24 protein-coding genes and 1 riboswitch are annotated in these 23660 nt (G+C 63.4%); of the genes, 13 read left to right on the top strand and 11 right to left on the bottom strand.

The window, feature by feature from the left end:
- The first annotated feature begins 27 nt into the window (after nucleotides 1-27).
- The gene (locus AC1Q61_RS04120) at nucleotides 28-576 is read left to right on the top strand and encodes a hypothetical protein (protein WP_003940103.1); all 549 of its coding nucleotides are present in this window, start codon (nucleotides 28-30) and stop codon (nucleotides 574-576) included.
- On the opposite strand, the gene AC1Q61_RS04115 is transcribed toward AC1Q61_RS04120, so the two are convergent.
- The 3 genes from AC1Q61_RS04115 to AC1Q61_RS04105 form a co-directional block, all read right to left on the bottom strand.
- Complete coding sequence (locus tag AC1Q61_RS04115; protein ID WP_007733487.1) at nucleotides 560-1867, bottom strand: MFS transporter; 1308 nt, start codon at nucleotides 1865-1867, stop codon at nucleotides 560-562. The genes AC1Q61_RS04120 and AC1Q61_RS04115 overlap by 17 nt on opposite strands.
- Nucleotides 1868-1971: 104 nt before the next feature.
- Complete coding sequence (locus AC1Q61_RS04110; RefSeq protein WP_003939901.1) at nucleotides 1972-2403, bottom strand: MarR family winged helix-turn-helix transcriptional regulator; 432 nt, start codon at nucleotides 2401-2403, stop codon at nucleotides 1972-1974.
- A 65-nt stretch (nucleotides 2404-2468) separates the two neighbouring features.
- Nucleotides 2469-3923, bottom strand: a complete 1455-nt coding sequence (locus AC1Q61_RS04105; RefSeq protein WP_003940242.1) for an NCS2 family permease — start codon at nucleotides 3921-3923, stop codon at nucleotides 2469-2471.
- Nucleotides 3924-4025: 102 nt separating this feature from the next.
- Between AC1Q61_RS04105 and AC1Q61_RS04100 the strand changes: the two genes are divergently transcribed.
- Entirely contained in the window at nucleotides 4026-4283 is a 258-nt protein-coding gene (locus AC1Q61_RS04100; protein WP_007733492.1) for a DUF2530 domain-containing protein, read from the top strand.
- A gap of 90 nt (nucleotides 4284-4373) precedes the next feature.
- Nucleotides 4374-5414 (top strand): iron-siderophore ABC transporter substrate-binding protein, encoded by a 1041-nt coding sequence (locus tag AC1Q61_RS04095; RefSeq protein ID WP_051649549.1) that lies wholly within the window; start codon nucleotides 4374-4376, stop codon nucleotides 5412-5414.
- Here AC1Q61_RS04095 and AC1Q61_RS04090 read toward each other — a convergent pair.
- The 3 genes from AC1Q61_RS04090 to AC1Q61_RS04080 all read right to left on the bottom strand — a co-directional run bounded on the left by AC1Q61_RS04090 (nucleotide 5404) and on the right by AC1Q61_RS04080 (nucleotide 9524).
- Entirely contained in the window at nucleotides 5404-5955 is a 552-nt protein-coding gene (locus tag AC1Q61_RS04090; protein ID WP_042921691.1) for a phosphatase PAP2 family protein, read from the bottom strand. The two genes, AC1Q61_RS04095 and AC1Q61_RS04090, sit on opposite strands and share 11 nt — an antisense overlap.
- Before the next feature lie 6 nt (nucleotides 5956-5961).
- Nucleotides 5962-8634: a sacsin N-terminal ATP-binding-like domain-containing protein gene (locus tag AC1Q61_RS04085; RefSeq protein ID WP_042921693.1), complete on the bottom strand. Its 2673-nt coding sequence runs from the start codon at nucleotides 8632-8634 to the stop codon at nucleotides 5962-5964.
- A gap of 68 nt (nucleotides 8635-8702) precedes the next feature.
- On the bottom strand, nucleotides 8703-9524 hold the full coding sequence (locus tag AC1Q61_RS04080) for a DUF3027 domain-containing protein (RefSeq protein WP_030535360.1): 822 nt from the start codon (nucleotides 9522-9524) through the stop codon (nucleotides 8703-8705).
- 38 nt (nucleotides 9525-9562) lie between these two features.
- Here AC1Q61_RS04080 and AC1Q61_RS04075 point away from each other — a divergent pair, with 38 nt between their 5' ends.
- The 3 genes from AC1Q61_RS04075 to AC1Q61_RS04065 all read left to right on the top strand — a co-directional run bounded on the left by AC1Q61_RS04075 (nucleotide 9563) and on the right by AC1Q61_RS04065 (nucleotide 12651).
- Complete coding sequence (locus AC1Q61_RS04075; RefSeq protein WP_252194532.1) at nucleotides 9563-10393, top strand: glutaminyl-peptide cyclotransferase; 831 nt, start codon at nucleotides 9563-9565, stop codon at nucleotides 10391-10393.
- Nucleotides 10394-10462: 69 nt separating this feature from the next.
- Nucleotides 10463-12157, top strand: a complete 1695-nt coding sequence (locus AC1Q61_RS04070; RefSeq protein WP_223304424.1) for an MFS transporter — start codon at nucleotides 10463-10465, stop codon at nucleotides 12155-12157.
- Entirely contained in the window at nucleotides 12157-12651 is a 495-nt protein-coding gene (locus AC1Q61_RS04065; protein WP_019744935.1) for a DUF2771 domain-containing protein, read from the top strand. Before AC1Q61_RS04070 ends, AC1Q61_RS04065 begins: the two co-directional genes overlap by 1 nt.
- 88 nt (nucleotides 12652-12739) lie before the next feature.
- On the opposite strand, the gene AC1Q61_RS04060 is transcribed toward AC1Q61_RS04065, so the two are convergent.
- Entirely contained in the window at nucleotides 12740-13153 is a 414-nt protein-coding gene (locus AC1Q61_RS04060) for a cold-shock protein (RefSeq protein ID WP_007733502.1), read from the bottom strand.
- 215 nt (nucleotides 13154-13368) lie between these two features.
- Here AC1Q61_RS04060 and AC1Q61_RS04055 point away from each other — a divergent pair, with 215 nt between their 5' ends.
- On the top strand, nucleotides 13369-13596 hold the full coding sequence (locus AC1Q61_RS04055) for a hypothetical protein (RefSeq protein ID WP_042921694.1): 228 nt from the start codon (nucleotides 13369-13371) through the stop codon (nucleotides 13594-13596).
- Between the two features lie 33 nt (nucleotides 13597-13629).
- Nucleotides 13630-14019, top strand: a complete 390-nt coding sequence (locus tag AC1Q61_RS04050) for a YccF domain-containing protein (RefSeq protein ID WP_003939919.1) — start codon at nucleotides 13630-13632, stop codon at nucleotides 14017-14019.
- A gap of 93 nt (nucleotides 14020-14112) precedes the next feature.
- On the opposite strand, the gene AC1Q61_RS04045 is transcribed toward AC1Q61_RS04050, so the two are convergent.
- Nucleotides 14113-15510, bottom strand: coding sequence for a YncE family protein (locus AC1Q61_RS04045; protein ID WP_492651406.1), 1398 nt, complete (start codon nucleotides 15508-15510; stop codon nucleotides 14113-14115).
- A gap of 395 nt (nucleotides 15511-15905) precedes the next feature.
- Nucleotides 15906-16115, top strand: a riboswitch (cyclic di-AMP (ydaO/yuaA leader).
- A gap of 8 nt (nucleotides 16116-16123) precedes the next feature.
- Here AC1Q61_RS04045 and AC1Q61_RS04040 point away from each other — a divergent pair.
- Nucleotides 16124-16687 carry a transglycosylase family protein gene (locus AC1Q61_RS04040; protein WP_003939675.1) on the top strand — a complete coding sequence of 188 codons (564 nt, stop codon included), beginning with the start codon at nucleotides 16124-16126 and terminating at the stop codon, nucleotides 16685-16687.
- 83 nt (nucleotides 16688-16770) lie between these two features.
- On the opposite strand, the gene AC1Q61_RS04035 is transcribed toward AC1Q61_RS04040, so the two are convergent.
- Nucleotides 16771-16959 carry a hypothetical protein gene (locus AC1Q61_RS04035; RefSeq protein WP_019744939.1) on the bottom strand — a complete coding sequence of 63 codons (189 nt, stop codon included), beginning with the start codon at nucleotides 16957-16959 and terminating at the stop codon, nucleotides 16771-16773.
- Nucleotides 16960-17019: 60 nt separating this feature from the next.
- On the opposite strand from AC1Q61_RS04035, the gene AC1Q61_RS04030 reads away from it, so the two are divergent.
- Nucleotides 17020-19344: a helicase-associated domain-containing protein gene (locus AC1Q61_RS04030; protein WP_030535357.1), complete on the top strand. Its 2325-nt coding sequence runs from the start codon at nucleotides 17020-17022 to the stop codon at nucleotides 19342-19344.
- A gap of 87 nt (nucleotides 19345-19431) precedes the next feature.
- Nucleotides 19432-19557 (top strand): hypothetical protein, encoded by a 126-nt coding sequence (locus AC1Q61_RS04025; protein ID WP_007733507.1) that lies wholly within the window; start codon nucleotides 19432-19434, stop codon nucleotides 19555-19557.
- 424 nt (nucleotides 19558-19981) lie between these two features.
- On the opposite strand, the gene AC1Q61_RS04020 is transcribed toward AC1Q61_RS04025, so the two are convergent.
- Nucleotides 19982-20632, bottom strand: coding sequence for a TetR/AcrR family transcriptional regulator (locus AC1Q61_RS04020; RefSeq protein WP_003940633.1), 651 nt, complete (start codon nucleotides 20630-20632; stop codon nucleotides 19982-19984).
- 54 nt (nucleotides 20633-20686) lie between these two features.
- Nucleotides 20687-20998: a hypothetical protein gene (locus AC1Q61_RS04015; protein WP_042921702.1), complete on the bottom strand. Its 312-nt coding sequence runs from the start codon at nucleotides 20996-20998 to the stop codon at nucleotides 20687-20689.
- A 213-nt stretch (nucleotides 20999-21211) separates the two neighbouring features.
- On the opposite strand from AC1Q61_RS04015, the gene AC1Q61_RS04010 reads away from it, so the two are divergent.
- Together AC1Q61_RS04010 and AC1Q61_RS04005 are read left to right on the top strand one after the other, a co-directional pair.
- A complete protein-coding gene (locus AC1Q61_RS04010) occupies nucleotides 21212-22405 on the top strand; it encodes an LLM class flavin-dependent oxidoreductase (protein WP_215516046.1) in 1194 nt (397 codons plus the stop codon).
- Nucleotides 22402-23481 (top strand): alcohol dehydrogenase catalytic domain-containing protein, encoded by a 1080-nt coding sequence (locus AC1Q61_RS04005; RefSeq protein ID WP_215516047.1) that lies wholly within the window; start codon nucleotides 22402-22404, stop codon nucleotides 23479-23481. The genes AC1Q61_RS04010 and AC1Q61_RS04005 overlap by 4 nt, the downstream gene beginning before the upstream one ends.
- Nucleotides 23482-23660: the final 179 nt, after the last annotated feature.

Genomic DNA, 23660 nt, shown 5'->3' with positions numbered 1-23660 from the left:
CAGTCGTACTAGAAATGAGCTGATGTCATGATCGTCCACTTGATCATCGCGTGCGAAATCATGTTCTGGGTGTTCATCGCCGCAGGTCTCGCGGCCCGCTATCTACTGCGCCGCAAAACGCTGGGCGCCGCACTGCTCATCTGCGCGCCCCTGGTGGATGTCGTACTGCTCGTCGCCACAGCCCTCGATCTTCGTGGCGGTGGCGAGGCAAACTTCACCCATGGGCTTGCCGCGGCCTACATCGGATTCTCCGTCGCGTTCGGACACAGCCTCATCTCCTGGGCCGACGCCAGGTTCGCCTACCGATTCGCCGGCGGCCCGGCTCCCGTCGCACCACCCAAGTACGGGAGTGCGCGAGCACTGCGCGAATGGCGCGAGTTCGGCAAAGCCGCGATCGCCTGGGCCGTCGCGTGCGGACTTCTCGGCGCGGCCATCTTCCTCGTCGACGACCCCACCCGCACTGGAGCCCTCGACGGATGGATCAGCAAGCTGACAGTGGTACTCGCAATCTGGGGAGCAATCGCCCTGAGCTACACGGTGTTTCCCAAGCGTGAGAAGGTCACGGCGCGCGGCTAGCCTCGACTGCCTGTTCGGTCGCGTCGCATACGATCACCGGACGCAGGACGAAAACCGGCAGCCTGCCACCGTCTTCCGGTCGCGCAAGACGAAGTTTCAGCCCTTCGCTGCGTAGCAGGTACACCCCGGCCACAGTGCCCGAGACGAGCGAGATCACTCCGCCCACGATCAAGGGCGCACGTGGGTCCACGGAGTCGGCGAGCCAACCCAGCAACGGGCTTCCCAGCGGTGTGCCACCGAGGAAACTGAGCATGTAGATACCCATCACCCGCCCGCGCATCTCGGAGGGCACCGACATCTGCAGGATGTTCATCGCGGACGTCGTGAACGTCAACGTCAGTGCGCCCGTGGGGATCAACATCAGCGCCACCAACGCGTAGGTGGGCATCAATCCCACCGCGACCTCGAACACACCGAAAGCCACGGCGGCACCGAGGAACGTCCGCAACCGCGGCGCTTCCTTCCGTCTTGCGGCGTACGCAGCGCCGGCAAGGGTGCCCACGGCGAGCGTCGTGGACAGCAATCCGTAACCGTCGGCCTCGAGGCCGAACGTGTTGCGCGCCATCACCGCCAGGCTGATCGCGAAGTTCAGGCCGAAGGTCGAGACCATGAAGACCGACACCATTATCACGCGAAGGTCCTTGCGGCCCCATACATACCGGAACCCGTCGCGCACCTGCCCCTTGGTGCGCGGGGCCGGTTCCGACGGGATCAACTCCTTCTTGTTCATCAGGTAGAGCGCGATGAGCACCCCACCGAATGTTGCGACGTTGAGCAGGAACACCCACCCTGTTCCGATCAGGTTGATCAGCACACCCGAGATGGCCGGACCGACGATGCGGGCCGTGTTGAACGTCATGGAGTTGAGCGCGATGGCGTTGGACAGGTGTTCCTTGCCCACCATTTCGATGGTGAACGATTGACGCACGGGTGCGTCGAGCGCCGAGACACAGCCGAGGGCAAAGGCAATCAGGAAGACATGCCACAACGCGACGAGCCCACCGACGTCCAACAGACCCAACACCAGCGCGCATACCGCACTCGCCCACTGCGTGAAGATCAGGATCCGACGCTTGTCGTACCGATCGGCAAGCACCCCACCCCACACCGACAAGAACAGCGTCGGGCCGAACTGCAAGGCCATGACGATGCCCACCGCCAGCGCGTTGCCGTCCGAGAGCGTCAGTACCAGCCAGTCCTGGGCGATGCGTTGCATCCACGTGCCGACCAGAGAAACGATCTGTCCGGAAGCCCAAAGGCGGTAGTTGCGGTTGTGGAGCGCGGCAAACATGCCGGAATCGGGGTCTCGGGGCACCCCACTATCTTGCCCCTCGAGTAATTCGTTTGGGCAACGACCTCTAGGTAGCGGAGCTACGCGACCTCTAACTCACGGAGCTACTCCGTCTTGTTGACCATCTCGGTGATGATCTCGACGGCACCGCGCAGCGTCGCGAGTTCTTCGCCACCCAGCCCGGCCAGCTGCTCGTTCATCCACGCCTCACGCGCATGGGTTTCGTCCGCGAGCAACGCCTGCCCGGCGTCGGACAGATTCACGATGATCTGACGACCGTCCGTGGGATGCGGCGAGCGCTCGACCAGACCGAGCTCGGCGAGAGAAGCAACAACGCGCGTCATCGACGGCGGCTGCACTTTCTCACGTGCTGCGAGTACGCCAGGAGTCATCGGGCCGTACTGATCCAGGCTCGCCAAGGCGGACAGTTGCGTCAGCGATACCTGAGCGTCGACTCTGCGGCCGCGCAGATGCCTGGTGAGACGCACTACAGCCAGGGAAAGATCGCTGGCCAGCGCACGAGTTTCGGTGGTCACGCGTCAGACAATACGTCAAGAGCTGGCCGGTAGCTCACGTAATCGAATACCGGTCAACCCTGATTTCACGTAAGGGCGTCGGTAATGGGTCCGACAGTGAAGTAGGCCACAAAAAGTGCCGCCACGATCCAGAGCAACGGGTGGATCTTCTTGATACCACCGCTGGCAGCGTGCAGGACCACCCATGAAATGAAGCCGACGCCGATGCCGTTGGCGATCGAGTAGGTGAACGGCATGACGATCATGGTCAGGAACGCCGGGAGAGCAACCGAGAACTTGGTGAAATCGATGTCTCGGACCTGCCCGATCATCAGCGCACCGACGACGACGAGGGCAGGCGCAGCTGCCTCGATCGGCACGACGGAGTAGAGCGGCGTCAGGAACATCGCGACGAGGAAGAGCAGTCCGGTCACGACGTTTGCCAGGCCCGTGCGGGCGCCTTCGGCAATACCCGACGCGGATTCCACGAACACGGTGTTCGACGACGCCGAAGCGCCACCGCCGACGATCGCGCCCGCGCCTTCGACGACAAGCGCGCGACCGACGTTGGGGAGGTTTCCATCCTTGTCGGTCAGGCCGGCTTCCTTACCGAGACCCGTCATCGTGCCCATGGCGTCGAAGAAATTCGCGAGCACGAGGGTGAAGACAAGCAGGCTGGCGGCCAGAACACCGATGCGGGTGAATGCGCCGAAGATGCTGACGTCGCCGACCAGGCTCAGATCAGGCATACCACCGAGCATCTCCGGGATCGCGGGGATGCTGAGGTTCCAGCCCTTGGGGTTGGTTCCGAGCGAGGGTCCGACGTCGGCAACTGCCTCGATGATCGCGGCGAGGATCGTCGTGACGACGATGCCGATCAGCAGTCCACCACGAACCTTGCGCACGACCAGAACACCCATGAGCAGCACACCGAAGATGAACACCACGGTCGGCCACGAAGCGATGGAGCCGTTGATTCCGAGTCCGACGGGAACCGTCGTACCGGCGGCATCGGGGATACGGCGGACGAATCCGGCGTCGACCAGTCCGATGAAGGCGATGAACATGCCGATACCGGCCGCGATCGCGGACTTCAATGCCGAGGGAATCGCATTGAACACCGCAGTTCGGAAACCGGTGAGTGCCAACAGAACGATGATCACACCGTCGATGACCACCAGGCCCATCGCCTCGGGCCAGGTGACCTGAGGTGCGATTGTGACGGCGAGCAGGCTGTTGATGCCGAGACCCGCGGCGATGGCAAACGGATAGTTGGCAACGACACCGAAGACTATGCTCATCAGGCCCGCAACCAGAGCGGTGACCGCAGCCACCTGGTTGACCGGAAGGATGTTGCCGAGAACGTCGGTCTTCGCTGCAGCGTCGTCAGCCGAGAAACTGCCGAGGATCAGGGGGTTGAGGACCACGATGTAGGCCATCGCCACGAAGGTGACGACACCGCCGCGAATCTCGGTCGAGATCGTCGACCCTCGTTCGCTGATCTTGAAATAGGTGTCGAGGATCTTGCCGGGTGCCGCCATGTTTGTTCTTTCCCCATCGCTGTAGGTCGCCGTGTGCCGGCGCACATGAAGCCGGTCGCACTAGGGAGAGTAGGCCACCGGGGTACGGGTAGCGTTAATTTTGTGACGGAGACTCGCAACACAACAGGCCTGATCGGCAAATTGTCCGCACCCGCGCCGGCACTGATCATCGGCACCGCGTTGTGGGTGATCGCCACGATCGTGGTCGCGGTGAGCGGCGATCGTTGGTCGGATGCACTCCCGATCTGTTACGCGGGTATCGGAGTCGGTTTCCTCGGCTTCGCTCTGTTCTCCATTCAACGACGCGCAGCTGTGCGCGGTGACAAGGGCGCACAACAGGGCGCCGGTCTGGTCGACTGAGCAGGTCGATTCACCCTTTCAGTATGGTAAGCCTACCCTGCACTTCAGTGTCGGTCTTAGCTTGTCAATGCTGAAAGGAACCACGTAGCCGTGAAGATCTCCCACCGAAATCGTTGGAAAAGCCGAGGACGTTGGACGAGACTGACATCCGTTGCTGTGGTCGCCCTGGTCGGCACAGCACTCGTCTCCTGCAGTTCGAACGACGACGCAGCAAGTAGTTCGTCGAGTTCCGGTGGTGGCGCCTTCCCCGTCACGATCGATCACGCTTTCGGCAGCACCACGATCGATTCCGAACCACAACGGATCGTCACCGTCGGTTACAACGACGAGCAGGCTCTGTTGGCTCTGGGCATCAAGCCCGTCGGAATGGTCAACCAGTACCCGGGCGAACCGGACGTCAACCGCACGTGGCCATGGGTCACCGGTCCTTGGGGCGGAACCGAACCGACCGTCGTCGGCAGCAATCCCGAAACCACGATCAGCGTCGAAAAGATCGCTGCGCTCGAGCCCGACCTGATCCTCGCGCTCTACTCGAGCATCGACAAAGACCTGTACAGCACACTTTCCGCGATCGCCCCGACCGTCGCGAAGGATCCGGCCTACGGCGACTACGCAACTCCGTGGCAGATCACGACGAAGACCGCAGCGAAGGCAGTGGGTCGCGAAGCCGACGGCGAGAAGTTGGTCGCCGATATCGACAAGCAGTTCGCCGACGCCAGAAGCGCTCACCCGGAATTTGCAGACCAGACCGCGGTGATCATCAGCGTCGACGCGACCCCGGAGTTCTACGCCTTCTCCTCCGAGGACGCCCGCGGACGGGTTCTCGGCAGTCTCGGATTCAAACCTGCTCCCGCGGTCGAGGCCTTGATGAACGGTGAGTTCTACGCGCCGATCTCCACCGAACGACTGGATCTTCTCGACGTGGACCGTCTCGTTGTCATCGGCAATCCCGATGCCGCACAGGCGGTCCGAAACAACCCTGGCTTCCAGCAACTCGACGTGGTCAAGGACAATCGCGTCGTCTACGTCAACGACGATCAGGCTCCGCAGGTCGGTGCGGCCTTGACCGCAAGCTCGGCACTGAGCTTGCCGTGGGCCACGAGCCAACTACTGGCCGAGCTCACGAAGTAACCAGCGCCCGGCGCTTTCTGATCTGCGCGGTTCCCCAGATCCACACCCCTGCCCACATCATCCCGAACGCCCAACCTGCCAGTACATCGGTCATCCAATGGGCAGCCAGGTAGACGCGGGAGAATCCGACGGCGATCGTGTACAGGCCGAGGCTCGCGAGCATTGCCGTCTTCGCGAGCCTCGGCAAGGCAAGCCGAAGGATCACGGCGGCAACCGAAGTCGCGAGGATCGCGCTCATCATCGCGTGGCCCGACGGGAACGAATACGAATCGATTTCGATCAACCGCTCCGGCAGGGGTGGACGGGTTCGCGTGAAGATGCGCTTCAATCCGCTCATTACGAGCAGACCGGTTAACATCGATCCGGCGATCAGCAGAGCTTCGGTGCGTAGTCCCCGAACCAGAAGCACGATCGTGAGCAGCGTCGCGATCAGCCACGACGCGAGGGTTCCGCCGCTGTCGGTGATGACGTCGACGACGTCCACGAGCCACGCCGTCCGCTGACTCACTGCGCTGTCGAGTACCCACTGATCAAAAGACATCTGCCCTCACATTCCTTGCGGCAGAGTCCACGTACGCATCACGTGATGAACGCCGTCCGAGTCCACCCACCACGGCACGATCACCGTCGTCTCGACCGCCCCCGTCAGTTCCACCGTCAGTTCGTGATGGATCACTACCTCGCCGCTGGGTACCTCACGGCCGAGGGCTGCGAAGCCGAGAACTGCCTGCGGTTCGTTCGCCCACGTCGTCACGACGCCGGTGCTGCTCACTCGTCCATGGACTGACGTGGACGCCGTCGCGACGTCGAGCAGATCTGCCAGTGCGTCGGCCGTCTCGAAGCTGCCGAGCACGACTCGTTGTGCAGGTAGTGCCGCTCCCAGCCACGGTCGGTCGAGAACAAGGGCGTCGCCGGGATCGACCAGATCGCCGGAAAGGCCTCGCACGAACGGAGGCAGGTGCAGTTCCTCCAGGTCGAGAACCCGTCGCTGCGCTGCCTCACCCAGTAGTCGGTGCGTCCGCGCGACGACGGCGGAGGCCGGCATCCGTAGTGGGTCGGCAAGCCGATCGAGCAGCAGCTGAGCCAGTTCCGGATCGTCGACGGTATCCGATGCCAGCAATCCGGAGAAGAATCCGGCGTCGGGGTGTTCGGCAGCATCGAGCAATCCCTCGAAGGTGCGATCGCCCGGAGCGCGCAGCAAGCCCAGCACCTCACCGCCGAGTTCGGCATTCGAACGCAACCACCACGCCGTGTATCCACGACGGTCGGTGAGCAGCGCCCGTGTCGCCGGCGACTCGACCAGCAGCGACAACGCCTGCGGCCAGCGGTCTTCGTCCACGAGGTCGAGATCGCGCACGGCTTCGATGTATTCGGGGTCCTCGTCGAGGGTGTCCCACCATGCGTCTTCGGCGTCGAGATCGTGATCGGGGCCGGACGGCAATTCCTCACGGACCACCGTGAAACCCCACCCGACACCGACTACCCGTAGCGCCTGCTCCCCCACCTGCTGAACAAAATCAGCGTCGACGATGCCGAAGGGAGAATCCTCGACCAGGACGCTTGCAAGGGGAGCTCCCGGAAGCAGAAGTTGGTCGGCGGACCGCAATTCGCCCTCCGAATCAGGAAGCAGCACTTCACCGATCCACGACGGCAGCGCTCCTGGCGCCACGTGGGCCGCCAATCCGAGTACAACCTGCGCCAACTCCGTCGCTACCGAATCATCTTGGTCCGCAGCATCTTCGATCAATGCGCGCAGCGCCGGATCGGACAGCAGGTCGGTGGCACTCGCGGTCTGCGCTCCCAATCGAGACAGCAACGGGTGAACCGCGACGGGATGAACCAACCTCGTCCACTGCACCGACGGTGCGTCTTCACCCAGTTCGACGCCGACGACGACGGTCCGCGGCCCGGTCACCGTCCGTCCGTCGGAGAGCGGAACCGGCAGTGTTCCAAGCTCTTCCACCGCAAGAGTGTCGATCACCAAGGGCTCGAGAGCCGAATAGAGTCGATTCCACCACTTCGGTTCACGTTCCGAACCGCTGAGCAGTTCCGCGATGCGCGCGAGCCCGATGCGGTGCGTCGACACTGCCGCGAGTGCTCGCTCGTGCTTGGGGCCGGAGAGCTCGGGGACAACCAGGCCGCCGATGATGTCGGTGAGCAACTCGGCAAGGTCATCACCGAGCCCGGGCACCACGGATGCTCGCTGCGGCGCGCGGTCGGGTTCACCGACCACCGGAAGCCACTCGTTTTCCTGCAGCTCCTTCAGAAGCGCTTCGCGCAGAAGCGAATCGGTTTCGCTGCGGGCAAAGGCAGGGATCGGGACGAGTGCCGTTCGCTGCCGAGGAGGTAGTGCAGCAAGGAACTTCGCGTACCCCTCGGCAAGCGGAGCGATCGGTGCAGCGGGCATGAGGCGTCGCCGATCGGGTTGCATTGCAATGTCGGCAATGATGATCGCGGGGATCGACAGTTCCTCGTCGGATCGCGTCGGCGCCCGCAGGACGTCGTCTGCGACCGGCTCGACGACCCCGTCGCGGACGGGCACCAACCATCGTGCGTTCGGCGCGGTGTACTGCCACCACGTGCGATCACCGATAGCGATCTCGACGAGGCCGGAATCCAGCACCCGTTCCGATCGCCGAAAAGTCTTCTCACCCAGACGAATTGATCCGAGAGCTGGGAGTTCGAGGAGCAGGTCGACAGCCTCACGTGCCATCTGCGAAAGCAGCGCTGCGGCATCGACGTCCGGCCGAAGCGTCAGCACCACTTCCGAATCGGCACCGTCGCTCGGCAATTCGCCAGAGGGCCACACCAAACGAAGTACGGGGACACCGGTTTCCGGCACGGGGAGTTCGCGAGACTCGATCTCGCGCAGAGTGTGCGAGGCGGAGAATCGAATCGATCCCGTCGACGAGCGCAGTTCCACCTCGTCACTGACCGAGAGAACTGCCGAGAATCCGACGCCGAACCGTCCCGTCACACCTTCGTCGGCGTCGACCTTGTTCGACGCGCGCAGCGCGGTGAGCGCATGTACACCGGGTTCGTCCAGTGGACGGCCCGTGTTCGCCACCGTCAGCGTCCGACCGTCCACGTCCACCCACAAAGAGCCCTCGACGCCCTCGCGTGCAGCTGCATCGGCAGCGTTCTGCGCCAGTTCGGTGAGCAGACGGTCGCGGTACCCGGCCTTCGCGAGGTCGGATTCCGCAGCCGCGTCTTCACGCAATCGCGTCGGAGATTCCGACCACGCGCGCAGCGTCGCCTCGCGGAGTGCGTCCGTACCGAACGGATCTTCTACTCGGTGGATACCGAATCCTCAACTGCAACAGCGCTCGACGGGCGAGCGGGCACCGCAATCAGCTCGACGGCCCCGTCGTCGAATGCGTCGAACTGCGGCGAGCCCGCACCGAGCGGCAGGCTGGTGTCCGAGTGCGCGCCACAACCGTAAGACACGCTGACCACACGGCCGTCTGCGGAGAGTTCGTTTCCGCACACACCGAACGCTGCGTGCAGCGAACCGGCGAGTGGAAGGAAGAATCCACACAGTCCACACGTCGACGGCGCGGCCTTCGCCATCTCCGACTCCGGGCCGAAGTCACCGTCGAACCAACGCTGCGCGGCATCGAGTCGGCCCTCGCGGCTCATGACCTGTTTGCGGCCGAGCCCGATTTCGAGAGCTACCTCGTCGACTTCCGGGTCACCGGTGGCGACGTAGCCGGGAACGAGGCGAGGATCCTCGGCCGGCGGGGCGAGTAGGTCACCGACGGACAGATCGCCGGGACGAATCCGCTGATCCCATGGCAGCCATTCCGGCGCAACCAACGCGTCGGGACCCGGCAACAGCGCCAACTCACTGATCGTGGCGTGGGTGTCCTCCGGTCCGGCAGCGACGACAACCGCCCACTGCCAACCGCGGTATCCCGGAATGTCTGCTGCAAATCGATGGGTGGCGGCAAATTCGTCCTCCGACGTCACGCCGAGGTATGCCCCCACACCGCCTTCATGCAGGTCGACGACTGCCTTTCGGGCAAGCTCGACCGCATCGGCCAGTACTGGGCGCGGCACTGCACGCTCTGGAGAAGTAGCAACACTCACTCCTCCAGTTTGCCGCACCACCGCAAGTCCGCAACGCACTGGGCTGCCATGCTGGGCAGATGAGTAGGTCACACGCCAATTCCGTGCGCACTTTTGCAGTGGTCGCCGTGGTCGCGTCGGCCTTGGCGGGGTGCTCCGATTCCCGCGGCGCTCCCGACAACCTCACGTCCGAAACCGGCTCCGTCGAGATCGTTCGAGTGTCCGCGCACGATCCCGACGCGTTCACGCAGGGCCTCGAGATCGACGGAAACCGGTTGTACGAAAGCACCGGACGCGTCGGGCAGTCCTGGGTGCGCTCGAGCGAGATCTCCGACGAGCAGTCCCCCGCTTCGGGACCGGAAGTTGCGCGTGCCGATCTCGACCCGCCGTTGTTCGGTGAGGGCATCACGGTTGCCGGAGACACACTGTGGCAACTCACCTGGAAAGACGGCGTTGCCATCGCCCGTGACAAGGACACCTTGACCGAACGGGAGCGGTTCCCACTCGACACCGAGGGATGGGGAATCTGTTCGCTCGGGGATCGGATTGTCTCGAGCGACGGTTCGGCCACGTTGACCTTTCGCGATCCCGAAACCTTTGCGCCGATCTCGACCGTCGACGTCACCAGATCTTCGGAGTCCGTCGGCAAGCTGAACGAATTGGAATGCGCCGAAGACGGCTCCGTCTACGCCAATGTCTGGACCACGGACACCGTCGTCCGAATCGACCCGTCGGACGGCAGCGTCACGAACGTGTACGACGCTTCGCCGCTACGCGAAGAACTCGTCGCGGACGGATCGACCAGCACCGTCGACGTTCTCAACGGCATCGCGCAGATTCCCGGTACCGATCGATTCCTGCTCACCGGCAAGTATTGGCCGCAGATGTTCGAAGTCCGTTTTGTTAACTGAGTCCGACATGACACAGGACTCGCAGGGGTGTGCGTGGTAGCCGCGCCGACACTAGGACAGAATTGAGTGGTGACCGGACCGCGCGAACCCTACGACCCCGAAACTCGGCGAATCCACGACGAGCCGGAGGGGCAACAGGTGCACCCCGGTTACGACAATTACCCACCCGCGGCCCGCCCGGACAATTACCCACCTTCGGCCCGTCCCGCTGCCCGTCGCACGCCTTTGCCACCGCTGCATCCGATTCCCGAATCGCGGGGAGACTCCGAATCCGCGGCCGGTTCGAAGACGCCGGGGGCGGACGCTCCCAAGGCTCCACCGATGCCTCGCAAGCTCACCGTCACTCGCGTCGCAGCGATGCGCAGCCGCGAACTGACGAACAAGGGCATCGCGACCTTCCAGCGCGCGGCGAAGGCCGACGGCGCGGACAAGTCCGGTCTGACCGCTCTCACCTACGCGGTGATGACGAACAACGCGACCGACGCGGCGATCTCCGTCGCTCTGGCCAACACCCTGTTCTTCTCGGCGGCGACGGGCGAGGACAAGACCAAGGTCGCGCTCTATCTCCTGATCACGATCGCACCGTTCGCGGTCATCGCACCGCTCATCGGCCCCATGCTCGACCGGTTGCAGCGCGGACGCCGCATCGCACTCGCGTCGTCGTTCGGAATCCGGACGCTCCTCGCGGTGATCCTGGTCTTCAACTTCGACAGTTGGATCCTCTATCCGGCCGCGCTCGGCATGATGGTGCTCAGTAAATCGTTCTCGGTGCTCAAGAGCGCAGTGACACCACGCGTCCTACCACCGGAAATAGACCTGGTGCGCGTGAATTCGCGTCTGACGGTCTTCGGGCTGATCGGTGGAACGATCGGGGCCGGCGCGGTCGCAGGTGCGCTCGCGCTCGCTTTCGGTTCCACCGGCGCCTTGTGGTTCGCGGTCGCCGTCACCGTGTTCGGCGCATATCTGAGCATGCGAATCCCGTCGTGGGTCGAGGTCACCGAGGGTGAGGTACCCGCGACCATCACCTACCACCCGGACGAAGCGCATCACGCCGGCAGCGCCCCACCGCAGCCGGACGCCAAACCTGCCAAGGTCCGTCAGCCTCTCGGACGCGCCGTGATCATCGGACTCTGGGGCAACGGCACCATTCGCGTGCTCACCGGCTTCCTGACGCTCTACATCGCGTTCGTCGCCAAATCACGCACCGATCACGAGCCGCTCCAGCAGGCCATGATGCTCGGCCTGGTCGGCGCAGCAGCCGGTCTGGGTAACTTCGCCGGAAATGCCACGGGTGCGCGCCTCAAGCTCGGCCGGCCTGCCTTGATCGTGCTCCGGTGCACTGCGTCGGTGTGGATCATCGCGGTGATCGCAGCGCTGACGGACAACCTCATGACGGCCGCGCTTGCCACGCTCATCGCATCGGCCGCCAGCGCACTCGCCAAGGTCTCACTCGACGCGTCACTCCAGCACGACCTGCCCGAGGAATCGATCGCGTCCGGATTCGGTAGATCCGAGACGGTTCTGCAGCTGAGCTGGGTACTCGGCGGCGCATTGGGGGTTCTGCTTCCGACCGAATACTGGATCGGGTTCACTGTTGTATCGGTGTTCCTGACGATCGGGCTTCTGCAGACCTTCCTGAGCTACCGAGGAAGCAGCCTCCTGCCCGGCCTCGGCGGGAAGCGACCCGATCTGGCCGAACAAGAAGTGACCGAAGTGATTTACACCGGTAAATCCAACCGAGGACAAGGAAGTACTCCGCAGTGATGATGCGCTCGAGAACAAAGAAGATCGTGGCAGCGATCAGTGTCCTGATGGTGGTGGCACTGGTTGCTTACGTCTCCGTTCTTTTCGTGATCATCAAGAACATCAACGACGACCCCGAAAAGCTACCGGTCATCACTGCATACGCACACGGCAAGACGATCGAAACGAACCCTGCCGGTTTCTGCACCATCGACCTGTCCCAGTGCGCCCAGGTGGGCGACATCTACGCACTCGACGTTCCAGCGGGCTACCCGCTGCAGCTGTCGTTGTCGACGGACGTCTCGGATGCGCAGTGGGCACTGCTCGCCGTCTACGAGGATGCCGACGGCAACCAGACCGGTGAGCCCCGAGTCTTCGAGCCCGGCGAGGCCCTGGCAGTGACGGTCGAGTCTTCGAGCGATCCCGTCAAGCAACTGGTCGGCGTCGAAATCCACCTCGCCGTCGGTGAGGGAAGCGAACAGGGACTGCTGATCTGGTCGATCAAGACCGCTTGATCCCCGGAACGTCGAAAATGCCCTGCACACCGATTGGTGTGCAGGGCATTTTGTTTCGAAGCCGTGTACGGCAGCTCGTATCGAGCGATCAGGTGTCGAGCTCGCGAGCGACGGCCCGGACGACCTCGGAGATCCGCTGAGCGGTCTTACGGTCCGGGTACTTGCCGTTGCGCAGATCCGGCTGGACCTTCGCCTCGAGCAACGTGATCATGTCCTCGACCATGCCGTGCAACTGATCAGGGGTGTGCTTACGCTCGACGGGCTCACGACGCGTCGCCGTCGCGCCGCGCAACGACGGCGCCGGCTCGAGTACCTTCAGGCTCAGTGCCTGCGGACCGCGGCGGCCCGCAGCCATTCCGAACTCGACGCGCTGGCCGGCCTTCAAGCCTTCGACGCCCTCGGGGAGAGCGGAAGCACGGACGTAGACGTCCTCGCCCTCTTCCTGCGACAGAAAGCCGAAACCCTTTTCGACGTCGTACCACTTCACCTTGCCGGTCGGCACCGCGTTCACCTGCTCATCACTCGACTGGGGCGTCTGCCCCAATGTGCTCGGGAGGCTCTCGGAAGAGCCTCATGGCCTTGCTCGCATCGCTTCCGGTGGAAGAATGCAAAAGAACGCGCCCCACACTTGCTTCAGCGGGGCGCGCAGTCTGTTAACAGTCTACCTGTGACGAACCCGGGTCGGCACCCAGGTTTACAGGCACTATCCTCGTAGGTGTGGACCATCAACCGAACCCGCGCACTTCCGGCACCGGAAACGGTCTGTTCCGTACGGCGATGGCACTGTTCATCGTCGGATTCCTGGCGATCGTGGCCATCTTCGCAGTCCATATCTTCAGCGACACCCCACCCGGCCTGGCGTTGTACCTGGTAGCACTCGCGTGCCCGATCGGCTTCCTCCTGGCCATCGTCTACACGCTCAGATCCGGTCGACGCGTGCGCTGATCACTCCCGCCTCCAACCGAAAGGTCACTGACCATGAGAATCCTCCTGAACGTGATCTGGCTGGTCTTCGGCGGCTTCTGGCTGGCGTTGGGTTACTTCGCCGCAGGCATCATCTGCTGCATCCTCATCATCACGATTCCCTTCGGAATCGCGGCATTCCGCATCGGTATCTACGCACTGTGGCCGTTCGGTAAGACCGTCGTCGACAAGCCGACCGCTGGTGTCGGTTCGATGATCGGCAATGTCATCTGGGTGATCATCGCCGGTATCTGGTTGGCGATCGGACACATCGTCACCGCCGTCGCGATGGCGATCACGATCATCGGAATTCCGCTCGCGGTCGCGAACCTGAAGATGATTCCGATCTCGCTGATGCCGCTCGGCAAGGAGATCGTCGACGTGGACCGGGTGAATTACGCATAAGTCGTCGATCGCGTTACGCGAAAAGCGGCCTCGCAGACCGAAGAACCCGACCACAGCAGTTGCCGTGGTCGGGTTCTCTCGTATCAGGTCGGATCAGCGCCCGAGGCTACCGAGTCCGGGGAGGTTACCGAGCGAACCGGTACCAGTTCCCGGGTTGCCCGGATCGACGGGGCCGACCGGCCCCTCGGAGACCACGATGGTCACGCTCGAAGCACGCGAAAGCACGCTCTTCGCAGTGACCTCGACGGTGACGCTGCCGACGGCGGTGGGGGTACCCGAGATGGTGCCGTCCTGTGCGAGGGACAGTCCGCCGGGCAGAGTGCCACTGGTGAGTGCAAAGGTTGCGCGCGCATCGGCGGCAGTGAGCTTCTGCGAATACGCCTTACCGACCTGAGCGGCAGGCAATTCGACGGTCGCGGGTAGCGGGTACGCAGCAACGACTGTCACCTTGCCCCCGTTGGTCGTCGACGCGATGGCGCCGGTCGAGGTGTCGAGCGCGAGGTTTTTGACCTTCTCCAGTACCGGAACCTTGGTATCGGTCAGAGCGGTGGTGGCGCGGGTCGTCAGATCGACCGACCACAGGTGTCCGTTTATGACGTCCGCGACATATGCAATGCCTGCCGCAGCGTCGACGACCACGCCGTTGGGAATCGCGGTCGGAGACAGCGTGGTCTTCGACAGAACCGCGCCGGCCGGGGTGATCGCCCACAGGTTGGTTGCCCGGGTGTCGGTCATGTAGATGTTGCCGGTGTTCGTGTCGACATCGACGTCGACCGGGTAGAGGTTGTCGGCACGCACGATCGACTTGAGTGCTCCGCCCTTGCGTACGTCCGCCTGCCACAGCGTGCGGCCGTAATTCTCGTCGAAGAAGTTGGTGTCCGCGATGTAGAGGAAGCCGCGGACACTGTCGAAGGCGAGCTTGGTCGGCGTTGCCGACTTGTGGACCAGAATGCTCGACACGGCGTCGGCGGCGTTGGGGTCGACGACTCGGATGTTGCCGGACTTGTAGTCCGAGAAGTACGCGCGGTGTGTTGTGGGATCGACGACGACATCGTTGATCTGCGGACGCGAGCCGTCGGGGTTCTTCTCGCTCAGCGTGACCGTCTTTTCGACCTTCCCGGTCTTCGTGTCGACAATCGAGATCGCGCCGCCGTAGGAGGAGGACACGTATGCGCGTCCGAGGCCTGAGTCGACGGCAAGTGCCGACGGGTAACCGACGACGCCGTCGATGGTGCCGACGGACTTGCCGGTGTTCGTGTCGACGACGGACAACGAGCTGGTCGGTCCGCCGTACTGCGTGATGTATCCGCGGTGGGTTGCCGAGTCGACGACGATGTCGCCGGGCTGGGTTGCGGAATAGCTTCCGACAACACCGTGTGTCGGATCCTCGGGTGAGGCGTGTGCAGCGGGAGCAGTGACGGCCAGGCCGACAGCAGCAGCGGCGACGGCGAGTGACGCGGTGACCGCACGCCGACGGTATTGCAGTTTCATGAGGGGTGCCCTACTTCTTTGGAAGACTCTGCGAAACCTGCCCAAGCGAGGCAAGTCAGGCAAACCTAACCTAAGTTTCATAGTCGATGTTGAGACACGGGCCACAACCTTGGGTCCGGATCGACGCACCTCTCAATCGCCCGAAATTCTATTTCCGCATAACGTGTGACCTTGCTCACATTACGGATGAATAACGGAACGGACACAACCGGACATTCACTCGGGCACCCCCACCTACCTGGGAAGAGTCTCCTGCGCTTTGTGTGACGCGTTGTACGTCTTTCGCCACGCCGCGTTATCAAATGGTGACACGAGCGACTCGAGCCGTTACCGTCGTTTTCGGCCGGGAAACTCGGCCACCTCCGGCCCGCCGCGCCAAGCCTTGTCCCGCGGGTACCGGACTTCCGACAGAGCATTCCAGGGACGAGGACGGGGGACCCAAAGTCCTCTGTGAGAACAGAAAAGTTCTCCAGTGGACACCGGTTCGATCGCAAGACCGAATCTTGGGGTGAAGCCAGACCCTTTCCAGCCAGGAAAGGCGAGGCCGGGCGACCTCTCAGCCCGAACCCGACAGCTGACCTCGCAGGCGCGTGTGGAGAGGATTTCGACCATCATGAGCGGACGCCATCGCAAGCCCACCACCACCGGCCGCACTGTCGCCAAGGTCGCCGTCACCGGCGCCATCATGGGCGTAGCAGGAATTGCAGCCACCGGAACCGCAAACGCTGCCCCCGACTCCGACTGGGATCGTCTCGCCCAGTGTGAGGCCGGCGGAAACTGGGCCATCAACACAGGCAACGGTTACCAGGGCGGACTGCAGTTCTCCCCCAGCACGTGGAACGCACACGGCGGCGGACAGTACGCAGCCACCGCAAACCAGGCCACTCGCGAGCAGCAGATCGTTGTTGCCGAGCGTGTTCTCGCAAACCAGGGTTGGGGCGCATGGCCGTCCTGCTCCTCCAGCCTCGGGCTGAGCAGCGGCGCCACCGAGCGTTCCGCTCCGGCCACGACGGCTCCTCAGGCGGCTCCGGCTCCGGCGCAGCAGGTCGCACAGACCGTTGCACACCCGGTCGCCGACGCCATCGATCAGGCAATCGCATTCGCCGAGGCCAACGGCATCCCGGTCGACCCGCAGATCCTCGCAGTCGCCGACACCGCGAAGTCGTTCCTCAAGTAACACCGGCAAGACTGTCCGCTCGGACGCTCGAACATCAAGAAGGCCCGCACCGATTCGGTGCGGGCCTTCTTCGTGTCGAGTTGTTATCGGTTGATGACGGTGTGCGGGTGTACGTAAGGAAGTGACTCCACCGGAACCGGAAAGGTGGTGTCCTCGCCGAAGGGTGAAAGTCCACCTGCGCGGGTCGATGACAATTCGGTCACTGCGTGATCTCCGTCTGCAGTTTCCGGCCATCCTGGATCTACATAGTGTTGCTTCGAATTGTTGGCCACGAAGTCATTTTGACAGGACGCCGTTACGCCGTACAGACCAGGTCTCTAATCTGATACCTGATGACCGAAACACGTGGCACCCCGGCGGGCAGTTCCGCAGCCGAAAGTCTGACCGATTGGCTCTCGGCGCGCAGTGACGCCGAGTTGACGGAGTTGCTGCGTCTGCGCCCCGATCTGGCCGTACCGCCGCCGAGCACGATGGTGGTTCTCAGCGGTCGGGCACAGCAACGCGCGTCGGTCAGCCGAGCCGCGGACGAACTCGACACCCTCGATTTCGGTCTTCTCGAATTGTTGGCACTGGCCGGCGCCGAGGAAACTCCGATGACGCGGGCGGAGCTCAACAGTGCGATCGCCGAACGCGCCCTGACCGGCAAGGGCAAGGTCACCAAGAAGGCCGTCGACAAGTCTCTGTCGAAGATGCGCGCGTCCGCCCTCATCTGGGGTGTCGATCCCATCAGCGTCGTCCCGGCAGTCATCGGGATGATTCCGTGGCGTGTGGGGCGCGCCCTCGAACCTGCCGAGGCGATGACCGAGACCGAGATCTCGGCTGCGCTCAACGCTCTGGACACCCGCGAGCGGGATCTCCTCGAGACACTCGCCAACTCCAGCCCGATCGGTCGCACCCGCGACGCTGCCCCCGGAACGCCGCCTGAGCGCCCGGTTCAACGACTGCTGGCGGCCGGCCTGCTGCGGTGGCTCGACGAGCAGACCGTCGAGCTTCCGGCGACGGTTCGTCAGGTCATCCGCGGCGAGCCGGTTTTCGATCCGACGACGCTGACCGCACCTGTCATCGGGGGCGACAAACTCAAGCCGGCGGACGTGAACGCCGCAGCAGCCGGCGAGGCGCTCGAGTTGGTACGCCAATGCGAGAACGTGATCGCTGTTCTGGGCGCAGCGCCGGCCCCCGCACTGCGAGCCGGTGGGCTCGGCGTTCGAGAACTACGACGCGTGGCCAAGACGGCCGATCTCGACGAAGCGCGCGTGAGCCTACTTGTCGAGTTGCTCTCGGCAGCCGGACTCATCGCCAGTGGAACACCAGATCCGGCGCCGGTCTCGGACAACGCGGACGAATACTGGACGCCCACGCTTGCGGTCGACGGCTGGCTGAACGCATCCACAGCGCGACGGTGGGAGGTCCTGGCGTCCGCCTGGGTCGACGTACCTCGAGTCCCGTGGATGATCGGGCTGCGCGATTCCACCGACAAGCCGATCGCGGCGTTGTCCGAGGAGGGCCGCGCTCCGGCGGCTCCGCGAGATCGTCAGGCCATTCTGGGGCTGCTCTCCGAACTCGACAGCGGCCAGACCGCGTCGGCCGTCGAGGTAAGTCGGCTGCTGGCGTGGCGACGCCCGCGATGGAGCGGGCGCCTGCGGACGTTCGCGATCGAGCGGACTCTGGACGAGGCCGCCGCTCTCGGGCTGGTGGCCCGCGGCGCGTTGTCGTCACCTGGACGAGCCTTGCTGCACGGCGGGGACGCCGAAGCCGAAATGCAGTCCGCGCTACCCGAGCCCATCGACTACATCCTGGTCCAGGCGGATCTGACTCTGGTTGCGCCCGGCCCGCTGGTACCGGACCTGCTCGAGCAGGTGAGCCTGGTCGCAGACATCGAGTCGGCCGGATCGGCGTCCATGTACCGCATCAGCGAGGACAGCGTGCGTCGTGCGCTCGACGCCGGTCTGACGGCCACCGAACTGCATGCGATGTTCGCTTCGAAATCGAAGACTCCTGTCCCCCAATCACTTTCGTATTTGATCGACGATGTCGCCCGTCGACACGGACGACTGCGTGCCGGAGTGGCGGCGTCGTTCATTCGATGTGAGGACGCGTCACTGCTGGCGGAGGTCCTCGCATCCGCAGTGGCCGAGCCGTTGGCACTGCGCGCCTTGGCTCCCACCGTCGCGATTTCGCAGGCCCCTCTCCGCGAAGTCCTGACCGAGCTGCGAGCCGCCGGATTCGCGCCGGCAGGTGAGGACTCTTCGGGCACGTTGGTCGATCTCCGCCCACGTGGGGCACGTGTACCCAACCGTCGCAGCCGACCGGCGTCGAGGATGCCGGCGAGCCCGTCGGCGGATCAGCTGGCGTCGTTGGTCCGCACGATGCGGGCCGGAGACCGTGCTTCCGCCCCCGGCCGCGGCGGAGTGCGAACGGACGGTTCACGGGAGAACAACGCCGCCACCATCGCCTTGCTGGCCACGGCGGCCCGAGACAATTCGAGCGTCAACATCGGCTACGTCGACGCCCAGGGGGTCGCGACGCATCGCATCGTCGACCCCGTCAGCGTGGGCGGCGGACAGCTGGACGCCTTCGACCCCGCGAGCGGCGCGGTTCGCCGTTTCACGTTGCACCGAATTACTTCCGTCAGCCCCGTCGACTCCGGAAAAAAGTAGCAAAAAAGAAGCAACTGGCTTTTTTCTGTAAATGAAGTATGGTCGAGGTCAGTTTGTGATTGCCACTTCGAAAAATGAGGAGCGACAATGGCTGACAAGGCGCCGGGTAAGAACATGAAGAAACCCGCCCAGTCGATCAAGGAACGCCGCGCGGAGAAGCGGGCGAAAACTGCGGAGTCTTCCGAGTTCATCCGTAAGCGGAAGCGGAGCTGACAGCAAAGTCCAGAGAAGACGAGCTGATTGCGAAGCTGACCAATGCCTGCCTCCACCGACACCCTCGTGCACCTGCACGAAACGTTCAACCTGTTCAAGTCACGTAATCGAGGAACTGACGCACGCTCGCGCGGGTACGCAGCGGGCATGACCCTCGCTTCACTCTGCGTCCTCGACGAACACGCTCGGCAATCCGGAATACTTCTATCGGATTTACCGCAGAAAGAGAATCAACCATCGTGAAAAGAACAATCCATACCCTGGACCGCATTCAAACGAGACTCGAATCGGAGCTTGATTCCACTCCGGGTGATTCCGAAAAGAATATCGGTTACCGGTCCGGAATTTCCGAAGCTATTACTCATGTAATGGAAATGCGGAAGTCAGTGGTCGCGCAGAAATAGGAGACGCATCGATTAGGCGCTCACCCCAATAACTGCCGCACACCACCCACCAGAAAGACGACCTGGTCCTCGTAGAAGTCGGCAAGCCGCTCCGGCGCGAGCGGCTTGCCACTTCCGCTCCAATCGTCCGCCCGGCTCAACGCCTGGAGGAAGCCCATCAAGGCAATCGCCCAGCGAGTCTCGAGCCGTTCGGGATCGGTAGCAGGAAAAGTACGACGGACCTGGTCGAGAAGATGTTCACGCAGGTGCAGCTCGGTCGCCTCGAGGGCTGGATGGCCCGGTCGTGACATCTGCGGCTGCGAGATCTGCGTGACGATTCTGATCCATCGCATTCCCCGCGTGCGATGGCGAAGGAGCAATGCCTTGTAGGGCGCAGTGACGGCCCGTACCAGCGCCTCGACCGTCGGCGGCGTCTTGTCGGCGGAGAGGGCGTCCACGTTCGCGCTGATCTGATCTCGCACCGACGTTCCCATGTCCAATAGCACCGCTGCGACCAGATCGTCCTTGGTTCCGAAATGGTAGTGGACCGATGACGGCCCGAGACCGGCCGCGGCGTTGACCGAGCGCAGCGAAACTGCATCCAATCCCTCTGTCGCGAAAAGCCGTTCAGCAGTTTTGAGCAAACGCAGACGCGTCGCGTCGCCTTGACGGTTCTGCCGGGAGTCGGTCATACGAACGAGCTTCGCACGGGCTCGGCAAACGTCTCAACCGTGGCGAACGCGGAGTCAGAGTGATTCACGGTGTGCTCGCACCCTGTTGTCGCGATCCACCCAACCGTGGGCGCGTGCGTAGTCCACCATCGCGGAGAACTTCTGTCTCCACTTTGTGTTTCCGATCCGGGCAGCAACGGCTTGCTCCAAGTGGCCGATGTCGAGCCAGACGTGATCCCCCTCGATTTCCCCCCACGGTTCCAGTACCCGACTCAGAGTCTCGGATCGATCGTCGCCGCCAACGACGACCGAGAGACTGGTGAAGTCGTCGACACTGTTCAGTTCGACGGTCGAGGAGTCGGGGGTGATTGTGACGTCCAGTTGCATACCTCTTCACTACCCCTTCGAAGTACTTGGTTCAGTCGATCGACTTGTAACAACGATATCCGACGTCATTGCACCAGATAATGTTGAACTACAGGTGATTACAAATCTCCCACTGTGCGGGAGGCTCAACTTATTGGATCAGTTGATCCATGTTAGACATCTCGATCAGAGCGAGTGATCCAAATCACTCCCCTGTCGACAGGAGTTGTCATCGTGTGGTCCGCATCGTCCATCCGCTTCGGAGCCTTCCTCGCCCCGTACCATCCGCTCGACGCCGATCCCGCCCTGCAACTCAGACGCGATATCGACCTCATGACACACCTGGACCACCTCGGATTCGAAGAAGCGTGGATGGGTGAGCATCATTCGACCGGCGCCGAGATCGTGCCTGCCCCGGACATGTTCATCGCGGCCGCCGCAGAGCGAACCGAGCGCATCCAGTTCGGCACAGGCGTGACGTCTCTGCCCTATCACCACCCGTTGATCACGGCCGACCGCATCACTCAGCTCGATCTGCAGACCCGCGGACGGCTCATCTTCGGCACCGGCCCGGGCAAGATCCCCCTCGATGCACACATGATGGGCATCAACCCGTCGGACCAGCGTCGTCGCCAGGGCGAAGCGCTCGAGGCCATTCTCGCGTTGCTTCGCGGCGAGGTCGTCAACATGGAAACCGACTGGTTCACGTTGCGTGACGCACGCGCACAGCTGCCCACCTACCGCGCGGACGGCATCGAGACAGTGACAGCGTCCACGATTTCCCCCAACGGTTCGGTGCTCGCAGGCAAGAACGGCCTCTCCCTGCTCTCATTGGCGGCGAGTTCACCCAGCGGCTTCGACGCACTGGATCGCAACTGGGATGTGTACGAGAAGGTCTCGGCCGAACACGGCCACCGCGCCGACCGAGCGACGTGGCGTGTGGTCAATCCGATGTTCCTCGCCGAGACCCGAGCGGAGGCCGAGCGCGCCGTGAGCCGACGGATCGGATCGATGGCTTCCTACGTGAATCGACAGACCGGCCAGAACCCGGCCTGGGCAGATACACCGGCCGGAGTCATCGATCAGTGGCGCAACGACACGCTCGGCGAGTTCGGTCAGGCGATCATCGGTACCCCCGACGATGCGATCGCACAGATCGAGCGTCTGATCGAGAAGACGGGAGGGTTCGGCACGTTCTTGATCCTTCACGTCGACATGGCGAGCTGGGAGGACACCAAACGCAGCTACGAATTGTTCGCCTCCGAGGTGGTCCCGCACTTCCGGAAGCGAAATGTCGGGCGTCAGGCGAGCATGCAGTTCGCCGAGGACAACCGCGAATACCTGATCGGCGGGCTGGTCGGAGCGATCACCAAAGCCCATACCGACTACTACGGCCGGCCGGCCGAGACGGGAGCCGTGCGCGCATGAGGGCCGTCCGTTTCCAGCAGGGAGAATTCGCGGTCACCGAGATCGCCGACCCGCCGCCGTTGGCACCCCATCAGATCCGCATCGACGTCGTCGCCTGCGGGATCTGCGGCAGTGACCTGAGCATGTCGAAGGACCCGTGCCGCTTCGTTCAGGTCGCGCACGACGGGGGCTACCCGCTCGCCACCTTCGATCCGGACGCGCCAGTGGTGCTGGGGCACGAATACGCGGGTATCGTCTCCGAGACCGGTTCTGCAGTAGACGATTTCATGATCGGTGATCGGGTGGCCGGCATCGGCTTGGCCACCGACACGGCTACCGGGATCCCGACGATCATCGGTTACTCGAACGAATACCACGGTGCGTTCGGCGATTACATCGTTGTCGACGCCTTCTGGGTGCGCAAGGTTCCCGACCATCTGTCACTCGAGCACGCCACACTGGCCGAACCTCTACACGTCGGCGAGATGCATCTCCAGCAGTCCGGCCTCACCTCGGCCGATTCAGCGCTCGTCGTCGGTTGCGGCACGATCGGACTGGGTGCCATCGTCGCGGCGAAAGCGAGAGGGGCACAGATCGTCATCGCGTCCGAGCCCTCCCCCAAACGCCGCGAGCTCGCCAAGAAGATGGGTGCGGACATCGTCGTCGACCCCTTCACACAGGATCCGATCGAACTGTGGAATCAGATGGTCGCCGAAGGCAACCCGCTCGTGGGCCAGGCCTCGAACGGCATCCTGATCGCCTACGAATGCAGCGGCCGGGCGGGGGTCATCGGCGAACTGATGCGCACCCTGCCGTTCAACTCGCGGATTCAGGTCCTGGCTGCGCCGTTCGGCGACGAGACCATCGTTCCCGTCATCGGGCAGTTCCGAAGGATCTCGATCAACTTCGGTCATGGCCCCTACGAGAACGCGTACGACATCACCCTTGCTCGGTTGGCCGCCGGCGAGATCGACGCCGAAGCGATCATTACCGGCCGTATCGGGCTCGACGGAGTCTCGGACGCTTTTACGGCTCTTCGCGCACCCGACGAGCACGTGAAGATCCTCGTCCTGCCCGCTGCAGGTCGTCCGGAATAGCGGTTGGTCCTGCTCTGTTGACGTAGGGGTGCCCGAACTCGGGCACCTCTACTTCTGGCTGTGCGAGCGTCGCCTGTTGGCGTCTGCGCTCCGATACCAGGACAATGGCAGGGTTGGCGTCAGCCGACAACGCGGTGCAACGCTCTGTGGCTGCTGCGTTTGTTTCACTAGGAGGCTTC

This window comes from Rhodococcus sp. MPR-R1B (assembly GCF_058793255.1).
The sequence above is the reverse complement of the archived record's forward strand: the minus strand, read 5'-3'. Positions and strand labels throughout refer to the sequence as shown.